General features: G+C 69.7%; 23 protein-coding genes. 8 read left to right on the plus strand and 15 right to left on the minus strand.

Features of this window, described 5'->3' with window-relative positions; all coding sequences use genetic code 11:
• Window positions 1-2: 2 nt before the first annotated feature.
• The gene (locus NR810_RS34485; protein ID WP_257458733.1) at window positions 3-1,901 is read right to left on the minus strand and encodes a methyl-accepting chemotaxis protein; all 1,899 of its coding nucleotides are present in this window, start codon (window positions 1,899-1,901) and stop codon (window positions 3-5) included.
• 4 nt (window positions 1,902-1,905) lie between these two features.
• Complete coding sequence (locus NR810_RS34490; RefSeq protein WP_257458735.1) at window positions 1,906-2,445, minus strand: cache domain-containing protein; 540 nt, start codon at window positions 2,443-2,445, stop codon at window positions 1,906-1,908.
• 320 nt (window positions 2,446-2,765) lie between these two features.
• On the opposite strand from NR810_RS34490, the gene NR810_RS34495 reads away from it, so the two are divergent.
• From NR810_RS34495 to NR810_RS34520, 5 genes are all read left to right on the plus strand, one after another.
• On the plus strand, window positions 2,766-3,794 hold the full coding sequence (locus NR810_RS34495; RefSeq protein WP_257458736.1) for an aspartate-semialdehyde dehydrogenase: 1,029 nt from the start codon (window positions 2,766-2,768) through the stop codon (window positions 3,792-3,794).
• A gap of 125 nt (window positions 3,795-3,919) precedes the next feature.
• The gene (locus NR810_RS34500; RefSeq protein WP_257458737.1) at window positions 3,920-4,798 is read left to right on the plus strand and encodes an MXAN_2561 family MXYO-CTERM-anchored protein; all 879 of its coding nucleotides are present in this window, start codon (window positions 3,920-3,922) and stop codon (window positions 4,796-4,798) included.
• Window positions 4,795-5,508 (plus strand): MXAN_2562 family outer membrane beta-barrel protein, encoded by a 714-nt coding sequence (locus tag NR810_RS34505; RefSeq protein ID WP_257458739.1) that lies wholly within the window; start codon window positions 4,795-4,797, stop codon window positions 5,506-5,508. The genes NR810_RS34500 and NR810_RS34505 overlap by 4 nt, the downstream gene beginning before the upstream one ends.
• Before the next feature lie 19 nt (window positions 5,509-5,527).
• A complete protein-coding gene (locus NR810_RS34510; RefSeq protein WP_257458740.1) occupies window positions 5,528-7,327 on the plus strand; it encodes a PKD domain-containing protein in 1,800 nt (599 codons plus the stop codon).
• 9 nt (window positions 7,328-7,336) lie between these two features.
• A complete protein-coding gene (locus NR810_RS34520; protein ID WP_326522531.1) occupies window positions 7,337-8,005 on the plus strand; it encodes a molybdenum cofactor biosynthesis protein in 669 nt (222 codons plus the stop codon).
• A gap of 23 nt (window positions 8,006-8,028) precedes the next feature.
• Here NR810_RS34520 and NR810_RS34525 read toward each other — a convergent pair whose 3' ends face one another.
• Entirely contained in the window at window positions 8,029-8,691 is a 663-nt protein-coding gene (locus NR810_RS34525; RefSeq protein ID WP_257458741.1) for a hypothetical protein, read from the minus strand.
• 99 nt (window positions 8,692-8,790) lie between these two features.
• Window positions 8,791-9,930, minus strand: coding sequence for a M50 family metallopeptidase (locus tag NR810_RS34530; protein ID WP_257458742.1), 1,140 nt, complete (start codon window positions 9,928-9,930; stop codon window positions 8,791-8,793).
• A gap of 206 nt (window positions 9,931-10,136) precedes the next feature.
• Here NR810_RS34530 and NR810_RS34535 point away from each other — a divergent pair, with 206 nt between their 5' ends.
• Window positions 10,137-10,643: a hypothetical protein gene (locus tag NR810_RS34535; protein WP_257458743.1), complete on the plus strand. Its 507-nt coding sequence runs from the start codon at window positions 10,137-10,139 to the stop codon at window positions 10,641-10,643.
• Between the two features lie 22 nt (window positions 10,644-10,665).
• On the opposite strand, the gene NR810_RS34540 is transcribed toward NR810_RS34535, so the two are convergent.
• The 9 genes from NR810_RS34540 to NR810_RS34580 form a co-directional block, all read right to left on the minus strand.
• Window positions 10,666-11,295, minus strand: a complete 630-nt coding sequence (locus NR810_RS34540; protein ID WP_257458745.1) for a hypothetical protein — start codon at window positions 11,293-11,295, stop codon at window positions 10,666-10,668.
• A complete protein-coding gene (locus NR810_RS34545; RefSeq protein ID WP_257458747.1) occupies window positions 11,292-12,152 on the minus strand; it encodes a ribonuclease HII in 861 nt (286 codons plus the stop codon). Before NR810_RS34545 ends, NR810_RS34540 begins: the two co-directional genes overlap by 4 nt.
• A gap of 71 nt (window positions 12,153-12,223) precedes the next feature.
• The gene (locus NR810_RS34550) at window positions 12,224-12,607 is read right to left on the minus strand and encodes a carboxypeptidase-like regulatory domain-containing protein (RefSeq protein WP_257458748.1); all 384 of its coding nucleotides are present in this window, start codon (window positions 12,605-12,607) and stop codon (window positions 12,224-12,226) included.
• 44 nt (window positions 12,608-12,651) lie between these two features.
• On the minus strand, window positions 12,652-14,001 hold the full coding sequence (locus tag NR810_RS34555; RefSeq protein WP_257458749.1) for a tetratricopeptide repeat protein: 1,350 nt from the start codon (window positions 13,999-14,001) through the stop codon (window positions 12,652-12,654).
• A 132-nt stretch (window positions 14,002-14,133) separates the two neighbouring features.
• Complete coding sequence (locus NR810_RS34560; RefSeq protein WP_257458750.1) at window positions 14,134-15,897, minus strand: M61 family metallopeptidase; 1,764 nt, start codon at window positions 15,895-15,897, stop codon at window positions 14,134-14,136.
• Window positions 15,898-15,926: 29 nt separating this feature from the next.
• Window positions 15,927-17,333: an RsmB/NOP family class I SAM-dependent RNA methyltransferase gene (locus tag NR810_RS34565; RefSeq protein ID WP_257458751.1), complete on the minus strand. Its 1,407-nt coding sequence runs from the start codon at window positions 17,331-17,333 to the stop codon at window positions 15,927-15,929.
• 137 nt (window positions 17,334-17,470) lie between these two features.
• Window positions 17,471-18,922 carry a purple acid phosphatase family protein gene (locus tag NR810_RS34570; protein WP_257458752.1) on the minus strand — a complete coding sequence of 484 codons (1,452 nt, stop codon included), beginning with the start codon at window positions 18,920-18,922 and terminating at the stop codon, window positions 17,471-17,473.
• Window positions 18,923-19,040: 118 nt separating this feature from the next.
• Complete coding sequence (locus NR810_RS34575; protein ID WP_257458754.1) at window positions 19,041-19,937, minus strand: DUF3396 domain-containing protein; 897 nt, start codon at window positions 19,935-19,937, stop codon at window positions 19,041-19,043.
• Window positions 19,934-20,782, minus strand: coding sequence for a hypothetical protein (locus tag NR810_RS34580; RefSeq protein ID WP_257458755.1), 849 nt, complete (start codon window positions 20,780-20,782; stop codon window positions 19,934-19,936). The genes NR810_RS34575 and NR810_RS34580 overlap by 4 nt, the downstream gene beginning before the upstream one ends.
• Window positions 20,783-21,080: 298 nt before the next feature.
• Here NR810_RS34580 and sitA5 point away from each other — a divergent pair, with 298 nt between their 5' ends.
• Window positions 21,081-22,490, plus strand: a complete 1,410-nt coding sequence (sitA5, locus tag NR810_RS34585; RefSeq protein ID WP_257458756.1) for a SitA5 family polymorphic toxin — start codon at window positions 21,081-21,083, stop codon at window positions 22,488-22,490.
• Between the two features lie 29 nt (window positions 22,491-22,519).
• On the plus strand, window positions 22,520-22,852 hold the full coding sequence (locus tag NR810_RS34590) for a DUF2019 domain-containing protein (protein ID WP_257458757.1): 333 nt from the start codon (window positions 22,520-22,522) through the stop codon (window positions 22,850-22,852).
• Window positions 22,853-22,867: 15 nt separating this feature from the next.
• Here NR810_RS34590 and NR810_RS34595 read toward each other — a convergent pair whose 3' ends face one another.
• Both NR810_RS34595 and NR810_RS34600 read right to left on the minus strand, forming a co-directional pair.
• Window positions 22,868-23,614, minus strand: coding sequence for a hypothetical protein (locus NR810_RS34595; RefSeq protein WP_257458758.1), 747 nt, complete (start codon window positions 23,612-23,614; stop codon window positions 22,868-22,870).
• Window positions 23,611-24,318 carry a DUF4956 domain-containing protein gene (locus tag NR810_RS34600; RefSeq protein WP_257458759.1) on the minus strand — a complete coding sequence of 236 codons (708 nt, stop codon included), beginning with the start codon at window positions 24,316-24,318 and terminating at the stop codon, window positions 23,611-23,613. Before NR810_RS34600 ends, NR810_RS34595 begins: the two co-directional genes overlap by 4 nt.
• Window positions 24,319-24,325 lie beyond the last annotated feature (7 nt).

Genomic DNA, 24,325 nt, shown 5'->3' on the forward strand with positions numbered 1-24,325 from the left:
CTCTACACCCGCCAGGTGCGCGCCACCGTCTCCATGCGCGTGGCGGCCTCGCGCAGCGTGCCCGTGGCCCGCGTGGTGGCCTGGAGACTCCGCATCGTCTCGTCCATCAGCGTGGACAGGTCCGTCACCGCGGTGAAGATCTGCGAGATGCCTGCGTTCTGCTGGTTCACCGCGACGGCGATCTGCCGCGCCGCCCCCGCGTTGTCCCGCACGATGGACGTCAGCTCCCGGAGGCTCTCGCCGCTCTCCCGCATCTGCTCGAGCCCGGCCTGCATCTGCGTCTGGCCCTTCTCGGTCATCGCCACCGTGGTCTGGATGGACTGACGGATGTCGTCGAGGATCTCCCGCACCCGGCCGGTGGAGTCGATGGACTGATCCGCCAGGCTGCGGATCTCCCGCGCCACCACGCCGAAGCCCTTGCCGTGCTCGCCCGAGCGCACCGCCTCGATGGCCGCGTTGAGCGCCAGCATGTTCGACTGGTCCGCCAGGTCCTTCACCGTCTGGGCGATGTCGCCAATCTGCAGGGTGCGCTCGCCGAGCGAGACGATGCTGCCGGCCAGGCGCCCCACCTTCGCGTGCAGCTCCTTGAGTCCCTCGAGGCTCGCGTTCACCTTCGCCTCGCCCGAGGTGCCCACCTCGTCGGCCCGGGCGGCCACCTCCAACACGGCCTGCGAGCGCTCCGCCGCCATCTGCGAGGTCTGTTGAATCTCCTGCGCGGTGACCTGCGTCTCCTGGATGGCCGATGCCTGACGCGCGAGGTTGCCCTCCTGTACCTCGGACGCCCGGCTCAGCTCGGCCACGGCCTCGGTGAGCACGTGCGTGCCCTGTTGCAGGCTGAGCGTGGACTCGCGCACGTGGTCCATCATCCTCGCGAAGGCCCGGGCCAGATCGCCCACCTCATCCTGGCCGTGCACCTCCACGCGCTGGGTGAGGTCTCCCTTCTGGACGACGCGCGTCACCGTCTCGCTCAGCGCCACGATGGGCTGGGTGATGCCACGTGCCAGCCACCAGGCGCCCACGATGGCCAGTCCCACGAAGAACGCGAGCATCCCGAAGGCCACCGTGGCCGCCTGGTTCACGGGGGCATAGGCCTCCGCCGCGTCCACCTTCGCCACGAAGTGCCAGCCATCTCCCACGTCCTGCTCGGCCGAGTCGTTGATGGCTCTCTCGGACACGGGCCGGACGAGGGGAGCGGCACCGGGGAGGCGGGAATCGAAGAGGAGCGTGCCATCCGCGCGTTGCACCTCCAGGGTGAAGCTGCTCTGCGAGCGCTCGTGGGCCCGCCGCACCGCGGCCTTCACCACGTCGCCGACTTGGCTCCAGTCGTACGCGGCCAGCAGCATTCCGATGCGGCCACCACCGAGCGGGCTGAGCACCGGCGCGGCCAGCGGCAGCACCCGCCGGCCAAAGGTGGGGTCCTTCTCGGCCGAGAGGGAGTCGGCGGTGAAGCGCCCCTCCAGCGCCGCCCGGTACCATGCCGTCTCGCGCACCTCGCGCTCCCGGCCCTGATAGGACTTGAGCAGCGCCTCCGTGCTGGCGGAGACGGCGCGCCCCTTCTCGTCGAAGAGAACGAAGCCTCTGATGGACGGGTGGCGCTTCGCCAGCCCCGCGAGCACCGCGTCGCTCTTCTCGTACGTGTCGAAGAGCAGTGCCCCTCTCAGGATGGCGTCCTCGGACCAGCTGCGCACGCTCGCCTCGCGCTCGGCGAGCGTCCGCTCCACCAGATCCTTGAGACCCTCGGCCTCCACCTTGAGCGTGGAGTGGATCTGCTTCGACATCGTGCGCCGGGTGAAGGACAGGCCCAGACCCGTGAGTGACAGGAGGGACAGGGCCGACAGCAGCGCCACGGACAGGGTCAGGCGGCTCCTCAGCTTGAGGTTGCCCAGGAAGGCGTTGTTCATGATGTCAGAGCTCGAGCAGGGAGACGGACACGGTGAGGGCGCCGATGACACGGGCGCCGTCCTTCACCGGCAGGGAGACCTGGACGACGTAGGACTGGGAGGACTCGTCGAAGAAGGGCTTCTCGCGCAGCTCCCCGCCCCGGCCACCGTTGAAGGCCGCGCGCCACTTGGCCTCATCGCCCTGCCAGTAGTCGGAGGTGCGGCGCGTCGCGCCCACCAGTGCGCCCTGGTTGTCCATGATGAAGGCCTCGGCCACTGCCCGGCCCAGCTGCTCGCGGTAGCGGTTGAGTGAGCGCGTGCTCGTGCTGCCCAGGACCTTCCGCTTGAAGGGCGTGAGGGCGGGGGTCGCCGTCCACTCCGCATCCAGCTTCCGGATGGTCTCCAGCGGGACGCGCTGGGCGTTCTGCCGCTTCACTTCTCGCACCACGCCCGGATCCCTGGCGAGCCGCCGGAGCTCGGGCATCAGCGCATCTACCTTCTTCAACTGCGCCGCACCATCTGGAGGCAGTTGGGTGAGCAGCAGTAACGAGACGATCGTCCACATCGATAGGGATTCACCATCGGGCCATGCGGAGATGCGTGCGGGTGGCCCACTCTGGCCACCCGTGGCCGGCGCTTCTGGCTCGCAGTCTACCCGACGGCTGGCGGGGTCCTCGCGGGCATGCGAGCAGGCCTCCTGGCGGGCGCATGGCCCCAGACCCGAAGCCGGGAGAGCGGGGGAGGCGCCAGGACAGGCCCGCTCGACCCGACCTGAAAAACACCGCCCGATGTCGCATACTGGCCTACAAGACGTGGAATGACCCGGACTTCCGGGCCGCCAGAAGGGAGCCCACTGGGGCCGGGGCTGGGGTAAAGGGACGCGCCATGAACGAGAACCTGCGAATCGCCGTGGTGGGCGCCACGGGCGTGGTGGGCAGCGAGGTGCTCTCCGCCCTCTTCGACCGGGACTTCCCCGCCGAGCGGCTCACCGTGCTGGCCTCGGAGCGCTCCGAGGGCGAGGAGCTGGAGTACGGGGAGGAGTCCCTCGGGGTGGAGAAGGCCACCCCGGAGGCCTTCCGGGGCATTGGCCTGGCGCTCCTCGCCACACCGGCGGACGTGTCGCGGACGCTCGCGCAGGCCGCCCAGGCCGCGGGCGCCTGGGTGGTGGACGTGAGCTCCGCCTTCCGCGCCGACGGCAACGTCCCGCTGGTGCTCCCCGGCTTCAACTCCGAGCTCCTGGGCGCTTCCTTCAAGGGCCGCATCGTCGCCGTGCCCTCGGCGGTGACGAGCGCCCTGGCGACCCTCCTCGAGCCGCTGCGCCAGTCCTTCGGCGTGGCCCAGGTCCAGGTGACGGCCCTCATGGGGGCCTCCTCCGCGGGCCAGCGGGGCCTGCGCGAGCTGGAGCAGCAGACGGCGGCCCTCCTCTCCGGCCGCGAGCCCGAGTCCCACGCCTTCCCCCAGCGCGTGGGCTTCAACCTGGTGCCCCAGGTGGGCCCCTTCCTGGCCAACTCGCCCTGGACGGAGGAGGAGGCCGGCTGGACGCTGGAGGCCGCCCGCCTCTTCGCCCCCAAGGGCGAGGTGCCCGTGGTGGCCGGGACCGCCGTGCAGGTGCCCTCCTTCTATGGTCACGGGCTGAGCCTCCATGTGCGGCTGAGGAAGCCCGCCTCGGTGGACCAGGCGCGCGCCGCCCTCAAGGGCTCGCCCGCCATCAAGGTGCTGGATTCACCCGGAGAGAAGGTCTACCCCATGACCAGCCTGGTCACCGCGGACCCCACCGTCCACGTGGGACGCCTGCGCTCCTTCCCCCAGGCCCCCGAGTGGCTCACCCTCTTCGCCGCCGTGGACAACGCCGGCCGGGGGGCCGCCCTCAACCTGGTGGAGGCCGGACTGCGGCTCGCCGAGCGCCCCGCCTGACAATTTGGCAAGGCCTCCGGGGCGCCCCTGCCCATTTGACCGGGGCGGGGCTCCCTCCTCCCGGAAATGAAGGGGGGCGGGCCGGGTTCTTCCTGGCCTCTGGCTTGCTACCCTCCTGCCCGCCCATGCGTAACCTCCTCCTTCTCACCGCCGTGTTCCTGTCGTCCGCGGCCTTCGCCCAACCGGTGCAGTTGCGCCTGTCCAACGGACAGGAGACGCAGAGCTTCGGACCCACGACGTGCTCCGGGCGCGTCAGCATCACCTGGACGAGGACCAGCACCACCATCTGTGAACAGCTCTCCCTGTGGCTCACCCAGCCCGGCAAGAACTGCGGTGACAGCCCCGAGGCCGGGGATGTCGGCCTGGATGCCATCACCCTCACGGAGCTGGGACAGTCGAACACGGGCACCTTCCAGGTCGATCTCGGCCAATTGCCCTTCCCCACCACGGGCGGTGGCGGAGGATGCGGTGCCCTGACGCAGGACGCGACGTTCCGGCTGTGTGGTGCCACCAAGGTCTATGGGGGGTCTTTCGGGACCGACTGCAACACCGTGTCGAGAGCGTCGGGGATGAAGTTCGTCTACGACGGGACGCCCCCGACCGCGCCCGTCATCGAGGACGCGCGGGGCCTGGACCAGGCCGTGCTCGCGGACGTCAGCGAGCCCACGGGGGCCACCGTCATCGAGCTCCATGTGTCACGTGATGGCACCGAGGTGGCGATGGTGAGGCAGGACGTGGGCAGGGGCGCCATCCGGGTGGAGGGGCTGGAGAACGAGGTGACGTATCAGTTGGTGGCCTACGCCTTCGATCAGGCGGAGAACCGGAGCAATCCGTCCGAGGCCCGGGAGGCCTCCCCCACCAAGACCAATGGCTTCATGGAGGAGTACGCCAACGCCGGGGGCAAGGAGATGGGCGGGTGTGGCGCGGCGGGCGGAGGAGTTGTGGGCAGCGCGGTGCTGGCCGCCCTGGGTTTCTGGTTGTCCTCAAGGAGAAATCGTTCATGACTCGAGCAGTGGCCCTCGGCCTCGCGGTGTTCCTCATCGCGCTCCCCGGCGAGGCGCAGGACATGTCCGGGGTGGCCCAGTCACCCCGAAGCGGCTCCATCGAGTTCCGGCTCGGTGGATGGCGGCCGCAGATGGGCAGCGAGGAGGGCCTCTCCGAGGATCCGTTCTCGAAGGTGTTCGGAGGCAGCAACCTGCTGCTCTTCGAGGCCGAGCTGCAGCGCTTCTTCTACCAGGGCATCGGCTCGGCGGGCGTGAGCGTGTCGCTCGGCTACGCGGAGAAGTACGCCGCCGCCCTGCTGCCGAGCGGGGGCGCGAGCGCGGAGCGCACGGGCTTCCACGTGCTGCCCATCCACCTGCGCGGCGTCTACCGGTTCGACTACCCCGCGTTCCACTGGGGCATTCCGCTGGTGCCCTACATCAAGCCCGGCCTCATCTACATGCCCTGGTGGGTGACCAAGGGCGGAGACATCGAGACGGTCGAGGGCCGCAAGGGGCGTGGTGGCAAGCTGGGCTGGGAGGTGGCTGGTGGCGTGTCCTTCCTGCTGGACGTGCTGGAGCCGCGGCTGGCGCGCGACTTCGACTCGGACCTCGGGGTGAACCACAGCTATCTCTTCGCCGAGTACACCTACGCGAAAGTGAACAACTTCGGCGGAGAGGGATTCAATCTCTCCGACTCGTACTGGATGTTCGGTCTGGCGCTGGATTACTAGACCGTACATGAAACCCCATGTGCGTTCCGACCTCCGAGCCCTGACCGTCTTCTGCCTGGTGGCCGCGGCCCTGGTGGGGTCCGGCTGCCACCGGGCGGCGAGGCCGGAGGCGGGAGGGGCGCGCACGGTGGAGGCGGGCGTACCGGAGAGCTTCGGCTCCGAAGCTCCGGACGCGCCGGTGGTGACGTGGGACTTCGGCGACGGCTCGCCGCCTCAGCAGGGCGCGCGGGTGTCCCACGCCTTTCCTCGTGCGGGCACGTACACGGTGCGCGCGCTGGAGAAGGACAAGAAGGACGAGGTGCTGGCCAGCGCGCAGGTGACGGTGGTGTCGCGGCCGGTGCTGCGCGCCATCCCCGCCGAGGCCGAGGTGGCCGTCTACTTCCCCCAGCTCCGGGGCAACGTGGACCCGCTGATGGATTTCTACTCGCGGCTGATGGGGGAGACGCAGGCGCTCGAGTCGCTGGAGGACACCCCGCTGCTGTCGCTGGTGCTGCGTGATCTGCGGGGAGAGCCCCGGGTGGTGGATCCGGAGGAGGGCGTCGGCTTCTTCTCCCTGCCCGACTTCCAGGGCACCGTGGCGCTGCTGGGCGTGACGGATGTCGAGGCCGCCATGGACGCGGTGGTGGGCGACCTGGAGTCCGGTGGTATCGCCGTCTCCCATCGAGAGCCCGGGGGCGCCGTCCGCTTCCAGCGCCCGAATGGGGATCCCCTGTTGCTCTTCGCGGACCGCGGCTACGTCTACCTGGCGGTGCCGGATACGGAGGACGAGGAGGAAGGGGCGTTGTCCGCATCGCGGGCGGACGGTATGGGCCTGGAGGCCGCTCGCGCGAGCATCACCGGTATGCGCGGCCCGGGGCTGTCCGAGCTGCCGCTCCTCGGGGAGCTGCAGCGCAAGGTGGGCTCGGGCAACGTGCACTTCTTCGTGCGCCCGGTGGAGGAGGATGCCTCCTCTGGCCTCCGGGGCGTCTTCGCGGCGTTGAAGGTGGAGGAGGCACGCGCGGAGCTGGAGGGCTGGGTGGCCTTGGAGAAGGCGCTCTTCGAGGGCAAGAGCGCGCCCGGCTCGGAGCTGCTGGGGAAGGCGCCCGCGGGCCCCTTCGCCGCGCTGATGATCTCCATTCCGCCGGAGGAGCTGGCGAAGCTCGTCTTCGGCGCGCCGGGCTCGGAGCGCCGCGAGCGGACGCTGCTGCGCCTGCGCGAGGAGGGCTTCGACGCGGCCAACGCGGACAGCCTGCTGAGCGCCCTGAGGGGAGACCTGACGCTGCTGGCCTACTTCGACGCGCCGGCCTTCTACCGCAACCTGCTCAGGGGCTCCCAGCGGCCGGAGCCGCGCGGCACCCTGCTCTTCGAGGCGGGGCTCGTGCGCTCCGAGCAGATGGTGGAGTGGCTCACCGGACGGCTGAAGGCGCGCGGGCAGCCCTACGAGGTGGTGAAGGAGGCGGGCGCCACGCGTCTGCGCACGCGGGCGATGGAGCAGCCGGTGGAGTTCACCATCACGGCCAACCGGCTGTCGATGACGGCGGGTGAGGCCATCCAGGGCCGGGCGGTGGGGGACATGGGGAGCGCGTTGAAGGAGCGCTTCGGCAACAATGCCTTCGAGCCCGGCCACCTCTCCGCCATGGTGGACGTGGGCCGGCTGCGCGCCGAGCTGGATGCGCCCCAGGAGGTGCCCGGCGTGCCGGCGCAGCAGCTCCCCGCGGTGCGCTCGCTGGTGGGGACGCTGCTCGACCAGCTGCCGCCCGTGGAGCTCGTCTTCGTCGACTTCATGCCCGAGGAGGGCGGGGGACGTTTCCGGGCACGCACCGTGCTCCGTTCGCGTTAAGAGGGGGCCGTGCCCGACACCATCACCGTCCTGTACTTCGCCGCGGCGCGCGAGCGCGCGGGACTGCCTCGTGAATCACTGGAGCTGCCTCCGGGCGCGCGCGTGTCGGACGTGCTGCGCCTGCTGGCCGGGCGTCACCCGGGGCTCGCTCCGCTGCTGCCGCACCTGAGGGTGGCGGTGAACCAGGAGTTCTCCGGCGCGGACGCCGAGGTGCCCGCCGGCGCGGAGCTGGCCCTCATCCCTCCCGTGGCTGGAGGCAGTGGTGGGCTCTTCCGGGTGGTGGATCGGCCGCTGCTGCTGGAGGAGGTGGTGGAGGCGGTGGCCGGCGAGGCCCATGGAGGGCTCGTCACCTTCTCGGGCTCGGTGCGCAACCAGACGCGCGGCAGGCGGGTGACGAAGCTGGAGTACGAGGCCTATCCGCCCATGGCCGAGAAGAAGCTGGCGGAGATTGGCGCCGAGGTGGCCGGGCGCTTCAACGGGACGCGGCTGGCCATCGTTCACCGGGTGGGGACGCTCGTGCCGGGCGAGCTGGCCGTGGTCATCGCCGCCGCCGCGCCGCACCGCAAGGAGGCGTTCCTCGGGTGCGAGCACGCCATCGAGCGGCTCAAGCAGGACGTCCCCATCTGGAAGAAGGAGTTCTACGAGGACGGCGAGGTCTGGGTGGGCCTGGGGCCCTGAAGCCCCACCCGAGCCCCGGTGCCTCAGTGGACGCCGAGGTTGGCGGGCAGCGTCTTCACGCCCGCGTCGGGCTTCGAGTCCTGGGGGATGGGGCGCGCGGGCGAGTCCACGCCGAGCCGCTTGCGCTCGGCCTGCTCGAGCTCGCGGGCCGCCTTGATGGCGCGGGCGTTGGACTCGGCCATCTTCTCGGGCGTGGGCCACGCGAGGAGGAAGCCCACCGGCAGGCTGAGGAAGAGCACCGACACCATCGCCAGCAAGCCCAGGTCGCGCGGCCGGAGGCCCGCCGCGCGCTTGCCCGCGACGGAGGGTGCCACCACCAGGGCGAGCTCGCCCTCGGAGATGCGCAGCCGGTCATCCTGGGTGAGCTCCACCCAGGCGCGGCCCCCGGTCCGCTGTAGCTCCGAGTCGGGCACCGCGCGGAAGGCATCGCCATGCCGGCTTCGCTCGACGCGCGCCGCCGGGGGAATGAAGACGCGGTAGCCCTGCTCGGTGCGCTCGGCGAACACGAAGCGCTCCTCCGGCAGGGTGAAGCCATAGAGGGGAAGGGACACCGTCTCGTCCGACGCGGCGATCACCTGCGGGTGCTCGGGACCGAAGCTCCACACCTCGTTGAGGGTGGTGCCCCAGTAGAACTCGCAGAACAGCCCCTCGTTCTTCGCCTCGGTCTTCATGGCGCGGTGGAGCATAGGGCCTTCCCGTCTCCCTGGCGCTTCCTTCCGGTGGGAGTGCGTTGTCCGAAGCACTCCTGGCTGCCCGGGGGGCCGGCGTCGGACCCGGCCCCGCGCTCACCCGCCGAGGTCGTCCGCCACCGGGGATACGCCGCCATCCGAGGGCGCCAGGGAGCCGGTGTTGGCACCCGGACCCGGACGCGCGGTGCCCGCGTCGGGGGTGGCCTGGGAGCGGACCATGACCTGGCGCAGGTCCGCGAGCGCCACCATCAGCAGCACCCCGAGCAGCGCGAGGAAGCCCACCGTGTGCACCAGCGTCTCCACGCGCGGTGGCACCTTGCGGTGGCTCACCACCTCGAAGAGGAGGAAGAGCATCCGCCCTCCGTCCAGCGAGGGCAGGGGCAGCAGGTGGAAGAAGGCGAGCGCCACCGAGACGCTCACCAGCACGCGCAGGAAGGCTCCCAGGCCGCTGGCCGCCGCGCCCGAGGACTGCTTCACCAGCCCCACCGGGTTGGCCATGTCGAGGCCCTGCTTGCCCTGCAGCATGCGGTGCAGCATCCGGGTGCCCTCGGATACCAGGTTCGCCGTGTGCGCCACGGCCTGCATCAGCGCCTGACCCGGGTCATGGGTGCGGTACACGTACTGCTGGCTCACGCCGATGCGGCCCTCTCCCCGCTCGTCCGGACGCGGGCGCACCGTCACCTCGCGCGGTTCGTCCTGGCGCTCGACCCCCAGCTTCAGCTCGCGTCCGGGGTTCTGGGCGATGAGCTCCACGAACTCGGCCCAGCTTCCCAGGGGCACGCCGTCCACGCTGACGATGCGGTCCCCGGGCACCAGCTGGGCGCGCGCCGCCTCCGAGCCGGGAACGATGGTGCCCACCGTGAGCGGCACCACCACGTGCGTGCCCGAGGTGTAGAGCGCGACGAGGATGCCCAGGGCCACCAGCGCGTTGGTCAGCGGCCCCGCCAGCAGCACCCACATGCGCTTCCAGGGGCTCTTCGACGAGAAGCTCGTGGGGTCCGAGGCATCCAACCCCGGCTCATGGGGGTTCATCCCGTGGATGCGGACCGAGCCGCCCAGCGGGACGGCGCCGAGCACGTACTCCGTGCCCTTGAGCCGCCAGGTGAGGACCGCGGGCCCGAAGCCGATCATGTAGCGGTGGACCCGCACGCCCACCAGCCGGGCGGCCACGAGGTGCCCCAGCTCGTGCAGTGCCACGAGCAGTCCGAGGGCGAGGATGAGCGGGAGGTAGTGCATCCGGAGGGTTGCCTCAGGGTTTCCGACGCTGCCCCGTCCGCTTGCAGGTCAGGTCGTCGGCGAGGAGGGTGCCGTGGTCGAAACACAGCCGCTTGGGCAGGGCATCCACCGGATTCTTGAACTGGGACATGAGGGGGACAGTCTAGCCGCTGGCCTCGCGGTTGCACTCTCCGCACGTATGCCCGGGTTGGGCTACCCTGGGGGGCGTGGCTGCTACCCGACTGTTCCGCCCGCTCCTCCTGTCCTCCCTGGCCCTCACCCTGAGCGTGGGCTGTACCCGCGCCTACCTCCAGAACGAGGGCCGCTACGAGTTCATGGCCATGGAAGTGCTGCGCGACGACTGCGCCATGCTCTCCTCTCCCGAGGCGCTCTGGGGGGGCACGCTCCAGATCTCCGGCGAGGTGGTCCGCATGGACTACGAGCTGCTGCACCTCCACCTCGTGGGCTCCTTTCTCGATGGAGGCCCGGACGACGAAGACGCCTTCTCGATGGACGGCAGCGTGACCAACGCCTCGCTCACCGCCAACGGCCAGCAGTGCATCGTGGACCAGGTGACCATGCACCTGGATGGAACGACCCTGTGCGCCACGCGGTTCGATGGCGTGATGCGCGTGCGCTACCACCCTCGGCTCTATCAGCCCGAGTGCGCCTGCGAGCTCTGGGTCCGGTATCAAGCCGTCCAGGACGGCTCTTCTTGCGCACCCGCGCGTTGAGGAGGACGGGAGCGCCTGGCGCTCAGCGCTCCAGGTGGGTGATGCCCGCCTCGAGCAGCGCGGCCACGCCCCGCCGGGCCACGTGCACCACCTTGTGGCGGTAGGGCGTGCCCGGCGCCGTGTAGTGGGTGCTCACCTTGTGGTGCAGCTCCGTGGCACCCCAGACGAGCACCAGGTCTCCCCACTCCAGGTCACTCTGGGCCTTGCCGGCCGTGCGCCGCTCGGTGCCGTCCACCATGCGCAGCTCGATCCGGGTTCCGAGCTTGCTCTCCAACTCCTCGCGCACCGACGGCGAGCCGCCCACCACCACCACCCGGCGCACCCCATGGCGCTCACACGCTTCCAGGAAGGCCACCTCGGCGCGCCGGTTGTTCGAGCCCCCGCAGTGCTCACAATGGCTGCGGGGCTCCACCGGCAGCGGCTCCCGCCCGCTGGACCAGGCCACCTGCTGGCAGGCGGGGGCCGTGCACACCCGGTAGAAGCGCTCGGCCAGGAGCTGCTCGGCCTTGGGCAGCTTGGTCTCGCTGATGCGTACCTTGCGAGGGCTGGTGAGGTTCGCCTCCTCCAACACGGCCCGGGCGCGGGCTCGCGAGTCCGGTGAGGAGATGCCCCGCTCGCCCAGCCACCCGTCGATGTCCTTGTCCGCGCTCACCTGGGGCCGTTCTCCGTGAAGAGCTCGCCCTGGGTGGGCCCGGCCTGGACTGGCGGGTTGCCTCCGAGCGCTTCCCGTACCGGCGCGAAGCTGCGGCGATGGATGGGCAGCACCCCCTTGTCCCGGATGGCCTGCACGTGCGAGGCCGTGGGGTAGCCCTTGTGCTCGGCGAGGCCGTAGCCCGGGTATCGCGCGTCCAACTCCCGCATCAGCCTGTCCCTCGTCGTCTTCGCCAGCACCGATGCCGCGGCGATGCTCAGCGAGAGCGCGTCTCCCTTGATGATGCCGCGCTGGGGCAGGGTGCACTCGGGAATCGTGAAGGCGTCCAGCAGCACGTAGTCCGGCCGGATGCCCAGCGCCTCCACCGCGCGGTGCATGGCCAGCAGGCTCGCCCGGCGGATGTTGAGCCGGTCGATCTCCTCCGCATCCGCCTGGCCCACCGCCCAGGCCACCGCGCCCTGCTTGATGGCCTCGGCCAGCTCGTCGCGGCGCGCCTCGTCGGCGATCTTCTTCGAGTCGTCCAGCCCCTCCAGCCGCCAGCCCTTGGGGAGGATGGCCGCCGCGGCCACCACCGGACCGGCGAGCGGGCCCCTGCCTGCCTCGTCCACCCCGGCGATGTGCGTGTGGCCCTGCTCCCACAGCTCGCTCTCGAAGCGCAGCAGGTGGCGCAGGCGCTGGCCCTCGGCGCGGTTCTTCCCCTGGCGCGAGCGGATGCGGCGGACGAGGGTCTTCGCTCCCTGGCGTGGATCCGCCTCCAGTGCCTCCAGGAGGCCCGATGGGACGGAGTGCTCCTGGGTAATGAAGCGCTCGGTCAACTCCGCGAGGGAGTGCTGGAGGAGGTCTTCCACACTCGGCATGACGCCCTCAACCTAGCGAGTTGGGGCGCGAGGGACAAACTCCGAGTGAGGAAGCAGCCGACCGGAGGCGCTTACGGGTGGAGCTGGAGCCGCACCATGGAGGGCTCGGGGTGGCAGTGGCAGTCGTCGCACGTCCAGGCCACCTCGGCCGGGGCGCTCACCTTGGAGCCGGCGGTGGCCGTCAGCCTCACGGCGCCCGAGCCGATCTCCTCGTTCACCGCCGTGGTGATTCCCCTGTCACCGGTGGTGCTGGTGATGGTGCGTCCCGTGTCCAGGTTGGTGGCCGTGACGGTGGCGTCCCGTACGGTGGTTCCCTGTGCGTCCACCACCTCCACGCGCAACGTGACGAGGTTCTCGGTGCAGGGGTCTCCCTGGCGGTTGACCCGCACGCCTCCATCACAGGAGACGAGGGGCGCGAGGCCCAGGAGGAGCAGCAGATTTCGTGCCTGGAGCATGCGGAGGGATTGCGCACGCTCCTGCGTGGAGGCAATGCCGGGTGTCAGGTGGTGGGCGGAAGGCGGGCCTGGGCGAAGCGGGAGGCGTCCGTATCCGGGTACCGGTCGACGATGTAACGGTAGACGTCCCGGGCGCGTGACGGCTCCTGCATGCGCTCGCCGAGGACGCGGGCCAGCAGGACGAGGGCGCGCGGGGCGATGGGGTCATCCGGGGCCACGTCCGCCGCGGACTCCAGCGCGCGCACGGCCAGGGTGTAGTCCTCGTAGGTCGCCGCCGCCTGTCCGACGAAGAGGTGCAGCTCCGGGGCGATGGCCGTCCTGGGAAGGCCCAGTGCGGCGTAGAGCGAGAGCGCCTCGAGGACATCGCGGGCCTGGACCGCCCTGGCGAGCTCCTGGAGCTGGGTCTCGGGCGGGGCCGGGGCTCCTCCCGGGGGGGGCGCCGCCACCGCGGTGCTCGGCACCGGGAGCTGTGTGTCCTGGGGGAGCAGCGAGGTGCTCGGCGCCGCGTCCAGCAAGGGGAGGAGGTAGTCGTTCGGGGCGCCATACCCGAGGGCATCCCCGCGCGTGTAGAGGAGCAGCCCGAGCACGCGCGCCATGACGAAGGCCACGAGGCACTCGAGGCTCGCGGAGAGCCAGCTCGACAGGACGAGGATGTTCACCGCGCGCAGGCCGGAGGTGAAGAGGCGGACGACGAGGAACACGAGCCCCAGGGTGAGCAGGGCGCCGAGGGCCACCGCGTAGTCCCGCCCGAGGCGCCGCAGGGCACGCGCGGCCTTCACCGGGTTGAACAGGTCCAGCAGGTCGATGCCCGCAGCCGCCAGCATGAGGGCCATCGGGAGGTAGGCGAGGCCGGCGAGGCCCAGCAGCCACGCGAGGGGATCCTCCAGGAGTTTCTCCACGGGCACGGGGTGGGTGCGGCCGGTCGCGTAGAACATGGGATCGTTCAGCAGGCCCTTCACGTACTGGAGCACGTCCCACCCTCCGGTGGCGACGGAGTAGAGGAAGAGGGTGAGCCACACCGGGCTGGTGGCCAGCAGGCCCCGCAGGACCGGGACGAACCAGTCGTTGAAGATGTCGCTGAAGTCGGGGAGGGGGACGTCGGTCTCGCCGCGGGCGCTGGAGCGGATGATGGCGAAGACGGTGCTCCAGAAGGTCCCCGCGGCCAGCAGGGCGGGGAACATCCGCATCAGGACGAACGAGACGTTCGTCATGAAGCCAAGGAAGGTGAGCAGCGCTCCGAGCCCGGCCACCAGCGCCAGGCCGTGGGGGGTGAAGGGGTAGCGCCACACCTGGCCCAGCCGGTGGGCGAACGAGGCCTGCTCGGAGCGGTGGACGAGCAGGGTCTGGGCCCGGCCGCCACACGCGCGGCAGACGAGCAGGTCCACCGTCTGCATCCGCCGCGCCTCCACGCACTCGGGACAGAGGGCGGTTCCGCAGTCCACACACCGCCAGCCAGCGGTGGCGGCGGGGTGTCGTTCGCAGCGCGCGAGGCGGTTCGGAGGCAGGGGCATGGCTGGAGTGTGAGCTTACCCCGAGTCCTCCCAGGGCGCGCCCAGCCAGGCCTGATAGGCGGCCTTCTGGGTGTCGGTGGGCTTGTCCACGCGCGAGAGCCAGGCCGCGTCCGCGGGCTTCTGGCCGAGCACCACCGGCACCTCCAGCAGCCTGTCCCGGCGGAACACGGTGATGAGCACCTTGTCTCCGGGGGGCTTTTCGTCGCAGCGGGACAGCAGCCCCGCGGCGTCCACCCGCCAGCCGTCGAGCGCCACCAGCTCGTCATCCACGTACAGCCCCGCCTCCTGCGCGGGCGAGCCGTCCAGCACCGTGGCGAGGGTGGAGCTGCCCTTTGTGGTGACGCCCAGCCAGCCCTTCGGTTTGACTTCTCCCCTGGGCCGCACCGGGACGCCGCCCTTGTCGCTGGAGGACTCGCGCGGGCGGAAGTTCACCTCCAGCCCCACGTGCGAGAAGACGGAGTAGTCCAGCTCCTCCGTGGAGCGCACCGCCCGATCGAAGAAGGCGCTCAGGTCCTTTCCCGCCAACTCCGAGGCCGCCGCCTCCACGCCGTCCTCGGGCACGCCGGACTCGTCACCGTGGCGCTGCCAGAGCAGCCGTATCAGGTCGTCCAGGCCCCGCGCGTCGTTCGTGGCGCGGCGCAGCTCCAAATCCAGCAGCGCGGCCACCACCTCGCCCTTGAGGTAGTAGGAGATGGCGCTGTTGGGCGAGTGCTCGTCCGGGCGGTAGTGCTTCACCCAGCTCACCAGCGACGCCTCGGCGAGCGTCTGCACCTTGCGGCCCGGTGTGGCGTGCAGCGCGGAGAGCGTCTCGCCCAGGCGCGTGAGGTAGCGGTTCGCCCCCATCAGCCCCGCGCGCAGCACGAAGAGGTTGTCGTAGTAGGACGTGGCCCCCTCGAAGGCCCAGAGCAGGGACGTGTAGTTCTCCTGCGAGTAGTCGAAGGGGACGAGCGCCTTCGGCTTCACCCGCTTGATGTTCCACAGGTGGAAGTACTCGTGCGCGGCGAGGGTGAGGAAGTCCTCCCAGCCCCGCGCGTTCTGCAGCCCCGCGCGCGGGAAGAGGAGCGCCGTGGACGCCTTGTGCTCCAGCCCTCCGCGGCCCTTGTCCGTCAGGTAGACGAGGAAGAGGTAGCGCCGCATGGGCAGGCCACCGAACATCTTCGCCTGCGCCTCGCAGATGCGCTGCAGGTCGAAGCACAGCCGGCCCGCGTCGGGCACCGTGTCGCCCCACACCACCACCTCGTGCGGCACGCCCGCGGCGGTGAAGGTGAGCGGCGTGTGCGGCCCCACCTCGAAGGGACTGTCCACCAGCTCGTCGTAGTCGGGGGCGACGAAGAGCTCGCCCCGGCGCTCCAGCGCGGCGAAGGCCTTCCACCCCTCGGGGGCCTCCACGGTGACCAGGTGCTCCAGGCCGCGCGTGGCCTCGGTGTAGAGGAAGAGGGTGGCACCGTTGAAGTAGCCGTGGCTGCCGTCCAGGTGGCTGGTGCGCACGGTGAGCTCGTTGGCGTAGACGCGGTAGCGCAGCGTCACCGCGACGCCCCCGGCCTGGACGCGCCAGGTGCGCTTGTCCACGCGCCGCACCGGGAGGGGCTCGCCGCCCGGACCCGTGGCGCTCACGTCCTGCACATGGCGAGCGAACTCGCGCACCAGGTAGCTGCCGGGCGTCCATACCGGCAGCAGGGCCTCGAGCGTGTCCGGGCCCGCGGGGAAGGTGGCCTCCACCTCGAAGAGGTGCGAGTGCGGGCGGCGCATCGAGACGCGATAGTGGACCGCTTCCGGCATTCCATGCCCTCCAATGGACGGGGTAGACGCTACTTCGAGCGCACGAGGATGGCCCCGAAGAATCCATCCGTGCCGTGCAGGTGGGGGGCGAGCCGCAGGAAGGGGCCCGGGCCCACCTTCGCGCCCAGCTCCGGCCCGAGCTCCTCGGCCACCGGCCTCACCGAGTAGTCCGGGTGCCTGGAGAGGAAGTCCTCCACCACGGCCTCGTTCTCCTCGCGCAGCACGCTGCACGTGCCGTAGATGAGCCGGCCACCCGGCTTCACCAGCTGGGAGAAGCGCTCCAGCAGCCGCTTCTGCCGCGCCACGTGGTCCTGAATCATCTCGGGCGTGAGGCGGTAGCGCGCGTCCGGCTTGCGGCGGAAGGTTCCGGTGCCACTGCACGGGGCATCCACCAGCACCCGGTCCGCCTTGCCCTTGAGGGCGGCGAGGGCCTCGTCCACCTCGGCGCCCTCGGCGGGGATGACCTGGGTGCGCACGTTGTGCACACCGGCCCGGCGCGCGCGCTTGCGCAGCTCGTCGATGCGGCCCTCGTCCACGTCCAGCGCGTGCAGGTCTCCCCGGTTCTTCATCTGTACGGCGAGCTGCAGCGTCTTGCCGCCCGCGCCCGCGCACGCGTCCACCACCCGAGTAGGCGGCGCGTCCACCAGCATGCCGAGCAGCTGGCTGCCCTCGTCCTGTAGCTCGAACCAGCCCTCGCGGAAGGCCTCGAGCGTGAAGGCGTTGGCGCGCGTGTCGAGGATGAGGCCGAGCGGCGACAGCGGGGTGGGGGTGGCGAGCACGCCCTCCTGCTCCAGCTGCGCGCGGAGCTTCTCGCGGTCTCCCTTGAAGCCATTGGCGCGGGCGGTGAGGGGGGCGCGCTCGTTCATCGCCTCGGCGGCGCGCTCGGCGTCGGCGCCGAACACCTCACGGAAGCGCTCGGCGAGGAAGTCCGGCAGCGAGGCGGCGATGGGGAAGCGCTTCTCCCTCGGGAGGGACTCCAGCTTCCGGGCGGCCTCGGGCAGCGCGCTCAGAGCGCCGGCGTCCGAGCCCGTCAGCGCGGAGGTGCGCGCCACCGCGTCCACGGCCTCGCCGTGGAGGATGCGCGAGGCGGCCAGGCGCAACACGTCCTGGCGCGTCTTGTCCAGGCGGGAGAAGTCGCGGTGGGCGTGCTCGAGGAGGAAGTCCACCGTGCGCTGGCGGCGGAGCAGGGCGTACACCCGCTCGGCCACGGCGCGGCGCTCGTTGGAGTAGAGGTTGCGCTTGTGACGGAGGGTGAAGTCCAGGGCCCGGTCGGCCAGGCGGCCCTCGTGGCGGACGAAGCCGTAGGCCTCGAGGCACGCCTGGAGGACGAGGTCCTCGCGCACGGGGCGGTTGGGGCGTGGCGCCGCCTCGGAGGTGGGCGGCTCATGGCGGCGGGGCTGGGACGCCCGGGCGGGCGGGCGGGGGTTCTTCTTCATTCGAGACTCCGGGGGCCCGGGAGACGGGCCTGCTCGTTCGGCAGTCAGGCGAATCGCATCCCGGGCGCTCAATGACAAGGGTGGAGGCGCCCCGGAGGGTTTCCAGGGCGCCCGCGCCTTCTCCCCCGGACTCCCGGCTAGCGACGGCGACGGCGCCGCAGGGCCCCGGCGAGCAGCACCGCGCCCGCGGGGAGGAGCACCATCGCCGGGCCCGCCGAGCACCCCGGCGGCAACTCGGGCTGGGCCTCTCCCAGGTTGTCCTCGTCGGAGGGCGTGCCCGGAGTGCCCGGCAGTCCGGTGCCGGTGCCATCGGTGGTGGAGCCCGGCTGGGGGGCCGGCGTCGGGTCGGTGGGCTGCTGGGGCTCGGAAGGAGCGGACGGCGTCGAGGTATCGGGAGTGCCGTCGGGCCGCTGCTCGAGGGGAGGGAGGTCTTTGGAGAGGGAGAAGCTGTCGAGCACCTTGCCCGAGGGCGTCAGCATCTGGGCGGTGAGGGTGCCTTCCTCCACCTTCACGTCGAGGTAGCCGTGGTCACTGTCGTTGCGCAGCACGGTCCAGGAGGGCTTGCCATTGTCGAAGCGGCGAAGGGACGCGCCGCCGCTGCCGACCACGAGGTAGGTGGGGCTCCGGGTGCTCGACGCGGCCACGTCATTGCCCCGCATGGGGTACATGCGCTCGTAGTGGTGGTCGTGCCCGGTGAGGACGAGGTCCACGCCGTACTTCTCGAAGAGGGGGGAGAACTCCCGGCGCATCAGGAGCTGCGAGCCGTGCTCACCGCTGCTCCAGGGCGGGTGGTGGAAGAAGACGATCTTCCAGGGCGCGGTGCTGGCGGCCAGGTCCTGCTCCACCCACTTCCGCTGCGCGGCGAGCGAGCAGCGATCCGAGGAGGCCAGGCCGATGGCGCAGTTGGAGTCCAGGGAGACGAAGTGGATGTGGCCCCAGTCGAAGGAGTAGTAGCGCTCGCCACCGGAGGGGCTGGTGGGCAGGTAGAGGTTGTCGAAGTAGGGCTGGGCCTGGTTGGTGACGTACTCGTGGTTGCCCGGGGTGGCGAAGAAGGGCACCTGGGAGAGCAGCGGCGCCATGGGGGCGAAGAGGTTGTTCTGGATCTCCGCCTCGGTGCCCTCGTTGTAGGCGTTGTCGCCGAGCATCACGAAGAGGTCGGGCTTGCGGCCAAGCATGGCGGTGGCCACGCTGCGCTGGTCGGCGTTGTTCATGCCGAAGTCGCCCACGGCGGTGAAGTGGACGTCGCGGGTGCCCGGGACGGGAGCGGTGGAGAAGCGCAGGGGGTTGGTGCGCGAGCCGCAGGCGTCCACGAGGTAGGTGTACTCGGTACCGGGCTGGAGACCGGTGAGGACGACGGCGTGATTGCGGCCGCTGTCCGCCGACCGGGCGGTCTGGTCGGTGGAGCCGTTGGTGCCGTAGAGGACCGTGGGGGCGCACGGGGCATCCAGGCGGAAGGCCACGGTGGCGGTCTCGGGTCCCACCCGTTGCAAGTAGGGCTGGCGGGTGAGGGCCTCGGCGCAGGCGCTGCTCGCGGTCAACGTGAGCGCCGCGGTCACTGCTCCGAGCGCGAGGGAATACAGTCGGTGCATGATGCCTCCTGCCCGAACCATTCGGACCGGAGTGCAACCGTCCACCGTGTGACATCCATCCGTTTTCTTTCGGTCGCCTGTCTACCCCACGGCGTGCGGACGAGGGGTTGGCCGTGAGTCAGTCGAGGAAGCGTCGTTCCCAGCGGCGTACTTCCTCCGAGGCGCGAGGTTCTTGGAAGAGCCAGGGCTCCAGCACATGTGCGAGTTCCCGGTAGGCGGGCAGCACGTCACCGCGCGCGGCATCACCGGCCTCCGGTTTGGGGCCCAGGGTGATGACGGCTCGTTCGCCTTCCATTTCCTGCACGGTGGTGCCCGGTGAGTGCAGCCGTGAGCGCAGTCCTGCCGCGCCTCCCAGTTCCCGCAGGACAGGGTGACCCAGGAAGGTCAGCCAGGAGGCCCCCCGTACCCTGGTTCCGATCCTCAATGAGGAGAGGCTCGGGTCGGGAATGTCCATGCCCGGGTAGCGGGAGCTCAGCTCGAACACTTCCCGCTTCACGCCCACCAGGTCGGTCTCGCAATTGAGGGAGAGGCCGGTGTGTCCCGAGCAGAAGGGCAGGGGCGCCGCCAATTCCATCGCCAGCTCGCGCACGTGGCCCGGGCCGTGTTCCTCCAGGTATTCGGTGGGCAACCAGAAGCTCACCGCACACACCGCCCCCGGCTCGTCCGCGAAGACGGAGCCGCTCGGGGGCTTGCCACGGTAGACGAACCGGTAGCGGTTCTCCCTGCTCGATACATCCGCCAGCTGGATGTTGGCACTGCGGGGGTTCAACAACTCCTTTCGGAGCTCCGTCCAGTCCGCTGCACCGAGCTCCATCCATCCCGCGGCCTCGTGCGAGTATCGGCTGAGAACGTGGTGACCGCCCACTGCCTGGATGTACACCTCGAGAGAGCGCATCACCGCGGATGCCACCTCCGCATGGGGATGGCACATATAGAACGTGAAGCTCAGGCCATCGCGTATCAGCATGGCTCCGTTCTGCACGAGGATGCGGATTCTTGGTGGGTGCTTGCTCATCGGATGACTCCCAATCTGGGGACGATCCGCACGGGCTCGGGTCCCAATGCTTCCATGTACATATCTCTCTGGCTGGACCCTTCGTAGGGATGATTCTCGGGGTATCTGTCCCATTCGGGAGCCCGGTCGGTGTTCGCGCAGGGGAACTTGAAGTCGTAGACGGCCTGGACGTTGACCGGATCTCCCGAGTGGATGACCACGTCTGGCTTCAGCGTTCCCTTCAATTCCCCGGCATTGCCGGAATCAATCAGTGCTTGCTCTTCCTCGGCGCTGACCTGCTTCCACCTCTTGAGCCTGCCGTCGTAGCGGTAGCGTTGTTCCACGCTGAAACCGCCCGGGCGCAGCCTGCTCAGCTCCTCCTGTGCGCACTGGGATGCCACGTCGTGCATCTCCATCCCGAGCCGCACGGCCCACGTGACGCTCCTGCCTCGTGCGTCCACCGTCCACTGCTTGCACTCGTCAGCATTGGGGGTGGGGCCCTCGAACGTTTTCGGGTAGCGCAGGAGGACCTCCGAGCGGGCCATGTTTGCGCAATCCACCAGGGCGTCTTCAATGGATTTCCTCACCAGGTCATCCAGTGCTCCCATCACCGCGGCGCTGGATGCCACCACGGTCCCCACTTCCCGGATGGGCTCGAAGGCTGCTTCCTTCCCTGTCAGGGCGATGCAATTGGCGGGGTTCTGCCGACATGCGGCTGACGCGGAGTTGTCGTAGCCGTAGCGGTCGCCCCGGGACGTCCCCGAGGTGGTGGTGCATGAGACCAGGCTCACGAGCGCCACCAGGGACAGCACCCAGCAACGCCACCGCACACGCTCCATTCGCGGTCCAATGAAGCATGTGAACATGTCGCACCTTCCTCTGTACGTGAAGGACGGCGCTCGTGACTCTCACTTGGAGACGTCTACGAGTGAAGTGGTCCGAATGTATACGACAAGAAGTGTTTCTCTTGTGGACGTCTACGAGTGACTCGTGTCCGGATGTCTACAGGCGCTTGACGCTCCGGGCTCTCTCCACTGTGTGAGTCCGCTTGGCGGAGTTCGAGGGCTCCCACCTGCCAAAACGGGATAGAACGCCATGTCCGCGAACGCGCTCGCCTGGCCGGTGACGCCTTCGCGTATTCTCTCGCTCCGAAGAGGCGACCTGATGCCTGAGCACATCGTCCAGTTGAGTGCCTCGGGTGCGCGGCCGTACTCGCGCGTGGGCGCTCTGGCTCTGTCGCTGCTGATGTTGCTGAGTGCGTGCGCCTCGGGGGCACCTCCTGCTCGAGTGGTGACCGCGGACCGCGCTCCGCCGTTGACGGCGTGGGAGTCCCTGGAGACACGTGGCGGGGGAGAAGCGGTCTTCACCACGCTGCCCACGGACTTCGAACCGGTGCGGGTGAGTGGCGCGGAGTTTCAGGGCGCGCTGGTGGCGCTGCTGCTCGACATACCGCTGCGGGTCGCCAGTTCCCGCCCGCCGCTGTACGTGGGCCAGAAGCTGGCGCTCGCCTCCGTGCCTCTCGTGGGGGAACAGTGGCGTTCGGAGCTGGCGCGAGCTTACGGACGCTTCTGCGAGCGGCGCGGCACTCCGGGCGATTGTCTGACGCTGTTCGATGACGGGCCCGGCCTGGAGGCCAAGGACAAGCGCGGCATCGCCCTGGCGCTGGCCGTGGGCCCGGCCCTGGATGCCCGCGATGCCGAGCTGCGGGCCATGCTCTCCTCCACGCAGTTGTGGACGACGGTGAGCATCACCCTCTCGGCCTATCTGGCGCTCTTGATTGCGCCCGAGCCGGTCTCCAAGGGCGTGGCCAGCGTGTTGACCCTGGTGATGTGGGGTTACCTCGGGTGGGAGTTCTTCGACCTGATACGGGCCTACGTACGGTTGTCGGAGGAGTCGGAACGGGCCACCACTTTCGAGGAGCTGCGCGAGGCGGGGGAGCGCTTCGGGAAGGTCATCGGGCCCAACAGCGTCCGCATCCTCGTCATGCTGGGCACGGCGGCGCTGGGCGACACGGCGGCGCTCGTGTCCAGGGGGCCGAAGTTGCCAGGCTTCGGACAGGCCGCGCGCGTGGTGGAGGCCCGCACCGGCATGCGCTTGATGGACGCGGCGGCCGGGACCGAGCGGGTCATCATGTCCATCCCCGAGGGCACCATCCGCGTCGTGCTCCCCGCCAATGCCTTTTCAATGTCCGCATTGAAGGGTGATGGTGGGCGCCCGGCGGGCAACGGAGGTGGAGGGCTCAAGCAGGGCAGGCTCCTTCCCAACGGCCATCGTGCCTTCGAGTCATTCAGAGACTTCAAGGACTTCATGGGCCCGGCTGGCAAGGACAAGCAGTGGCATCACATCGTCGAGCAGCACCAGGGCAATCTCCAGAGATTCGGCCCCGAGGCCCTGCACAATACGGAAAATGTCGTCTCGATAGACGCGACAACGCATACGAGAATATCGTCGTTGTATTCCTCGAAACCGACGGGTTGGAAGATGACAATCCGGCAGTGGTTGAGTCAGCAGTCCTATGAGGCGCAGCGGGAGTACGGTCTGTCTGTCCTGCGCGACTTGGGGGTCATTCCATGAGTCACCATGAAGGGCCTGCTGGTGAACCCGTGAAGAGTTTGATCGATAGGTACATCGAACTCGCGAAACTCCATGGTGTGGCATTGAGCGAGTTCGATCACAAGAAGGCCAACCGGTTGCACTCTCGCATCATGAAGGTCCATCGTGAACTGCTGGCCCTGGGGCCCGATGCCCAGGGCGCGTTCTTTTGTCTATTGGAGCATCCCGACATCTCGGTTCGCTGTTGGGCGGCATCGCAGTCGCTGGACTCGATTCCTGAACGTGCCGAACCTGTTCTCAGGCAGATTGCCGCGGAGGGGCCAGTGCCTCTGAATATCAACGCGAGCACAGTGTTGATGGGATGGCGCTCGAATCCTTCATGACCTTCCTGCTCCGTCTCAAGGCCTCTTCACGTCATGGGAGACGAGCTCCTCGAGCCGCTCGCCGGTCTCCTTCACCTTGCCGATTCCTGGCACCAGCCAGTACGTGCGCTCGTCGCCTGGCTTGTCACCGCGCTTGCGCTTCACCCGGGTTGCGTTGGTGAAGGTTCCGGCTGGGGTGGTGACGGTCTCGTTCACCGCCTCCACACTCCACACGTACGTCTTGTCCTGGTCCTTCACCTCGCCATCATCGAAGTGCTTCTCCAACTCGCGGATGTCGGACGTGTAGCTCCACCCCACGGGCTGCTCCCGGGCGATCGACTTCACCGTCGCGGGGTTCCACGTCGTCACCTTCTCGAGCGTGTTGTCCTCCCGGTCCTCCTCGCGCAGGCGCACCACCAGCCCGTTCACGTCGGTGATCTGCCAGGACAGCTCCTCCTGGTGCGGCTGGATGCTGCGCACCGCGGTGGCCTTCATGGACGTCTCTGGCACCGTCTGCTCACCCAGCACCTCCACCCGCTTCTCGAAGGTGCCTTTCTTCGGGTCCGTGATGCGGTACGTCCACGTGGAGCCCTTCGTGAGCGGCCAGAGGCTCGTGAACGGCTCCTCTGTATCGGGATCCACCGGGTCTCCCGGCAGGTCCACCGTCCCATCCGGATTCGTCGTGGTCGGCTGCTCCTGTGATTGCCTGGGCAGGCTCCCGCCCTCTCCGCATCCCGTCCAACACGCCACCGCCACCAGCGCAGCCAACCCCCACCTCTTCATCCCCGTTCCTCCCAGCCGCCCTTCCGGGCCGGCATCTCCGACCACCTCAGTCCCCGGATCGGGCCGCCCGCGGACCGGCCCAGCGCCGATGCGAGCACTCCCGGCTCCTTCTCCTCCACCTCGAGCTCCAACCGCCGGCCGTCGAAGTCCAGCGCGCAGCTGCGCACCAGCACGTTGCGCTCGCCGAGCTTCTGCCTCAGCCACTCCTCCGCGCCCGCCAGGTCATCCGCCTGCGCCGACACCAGCATCCGCTGCTTCGCGGCGGTGGGCTCCTTCTTCTCGAAGAAGTCCAACACGAACAGCAGCACGCCGACGAAGAGGGTCCCCACCCCGGCCAGTCCCAGGCTGCCGTGTCCGCAGGCCATGCCCAGGCCAATCACCAGGAAGAGGATGGCGGCATCGCGCGGGTCCTTCAGTCCGGAGCGGAAGCGCACGAAGCCGCCGAGCCCCACCAGTCCGAAGGCCTTGGCCATGCTGTTGCCGATGACGGCGGTGATGACGGCCGCCGCGGTGCACAGCAGCACCTGGGCCTGCACCATGTCCGCCCGGGGCAGGGGCTTGCCGGTGAGGAGCCGCCACGGCCGCAGCGCGAGCACCAGGCCGATGGCCACCGCCGCCAGCAGGCGGGGCACCATCAGGCGCGCGTCGTGGAGGGAAACCCCGGACGACACATCGTTGGCCAGCTCGGAGAAGAACGAGTCCATGGGCTCC

The organism is Archangium lipolyticum, from assembly GCF_024623785.1.
GTDB lineage: Bacteria > Myxococcota > Myxococcia > Myxococcales > Myxococcaceae > Archangium > Archangium lipolyticum.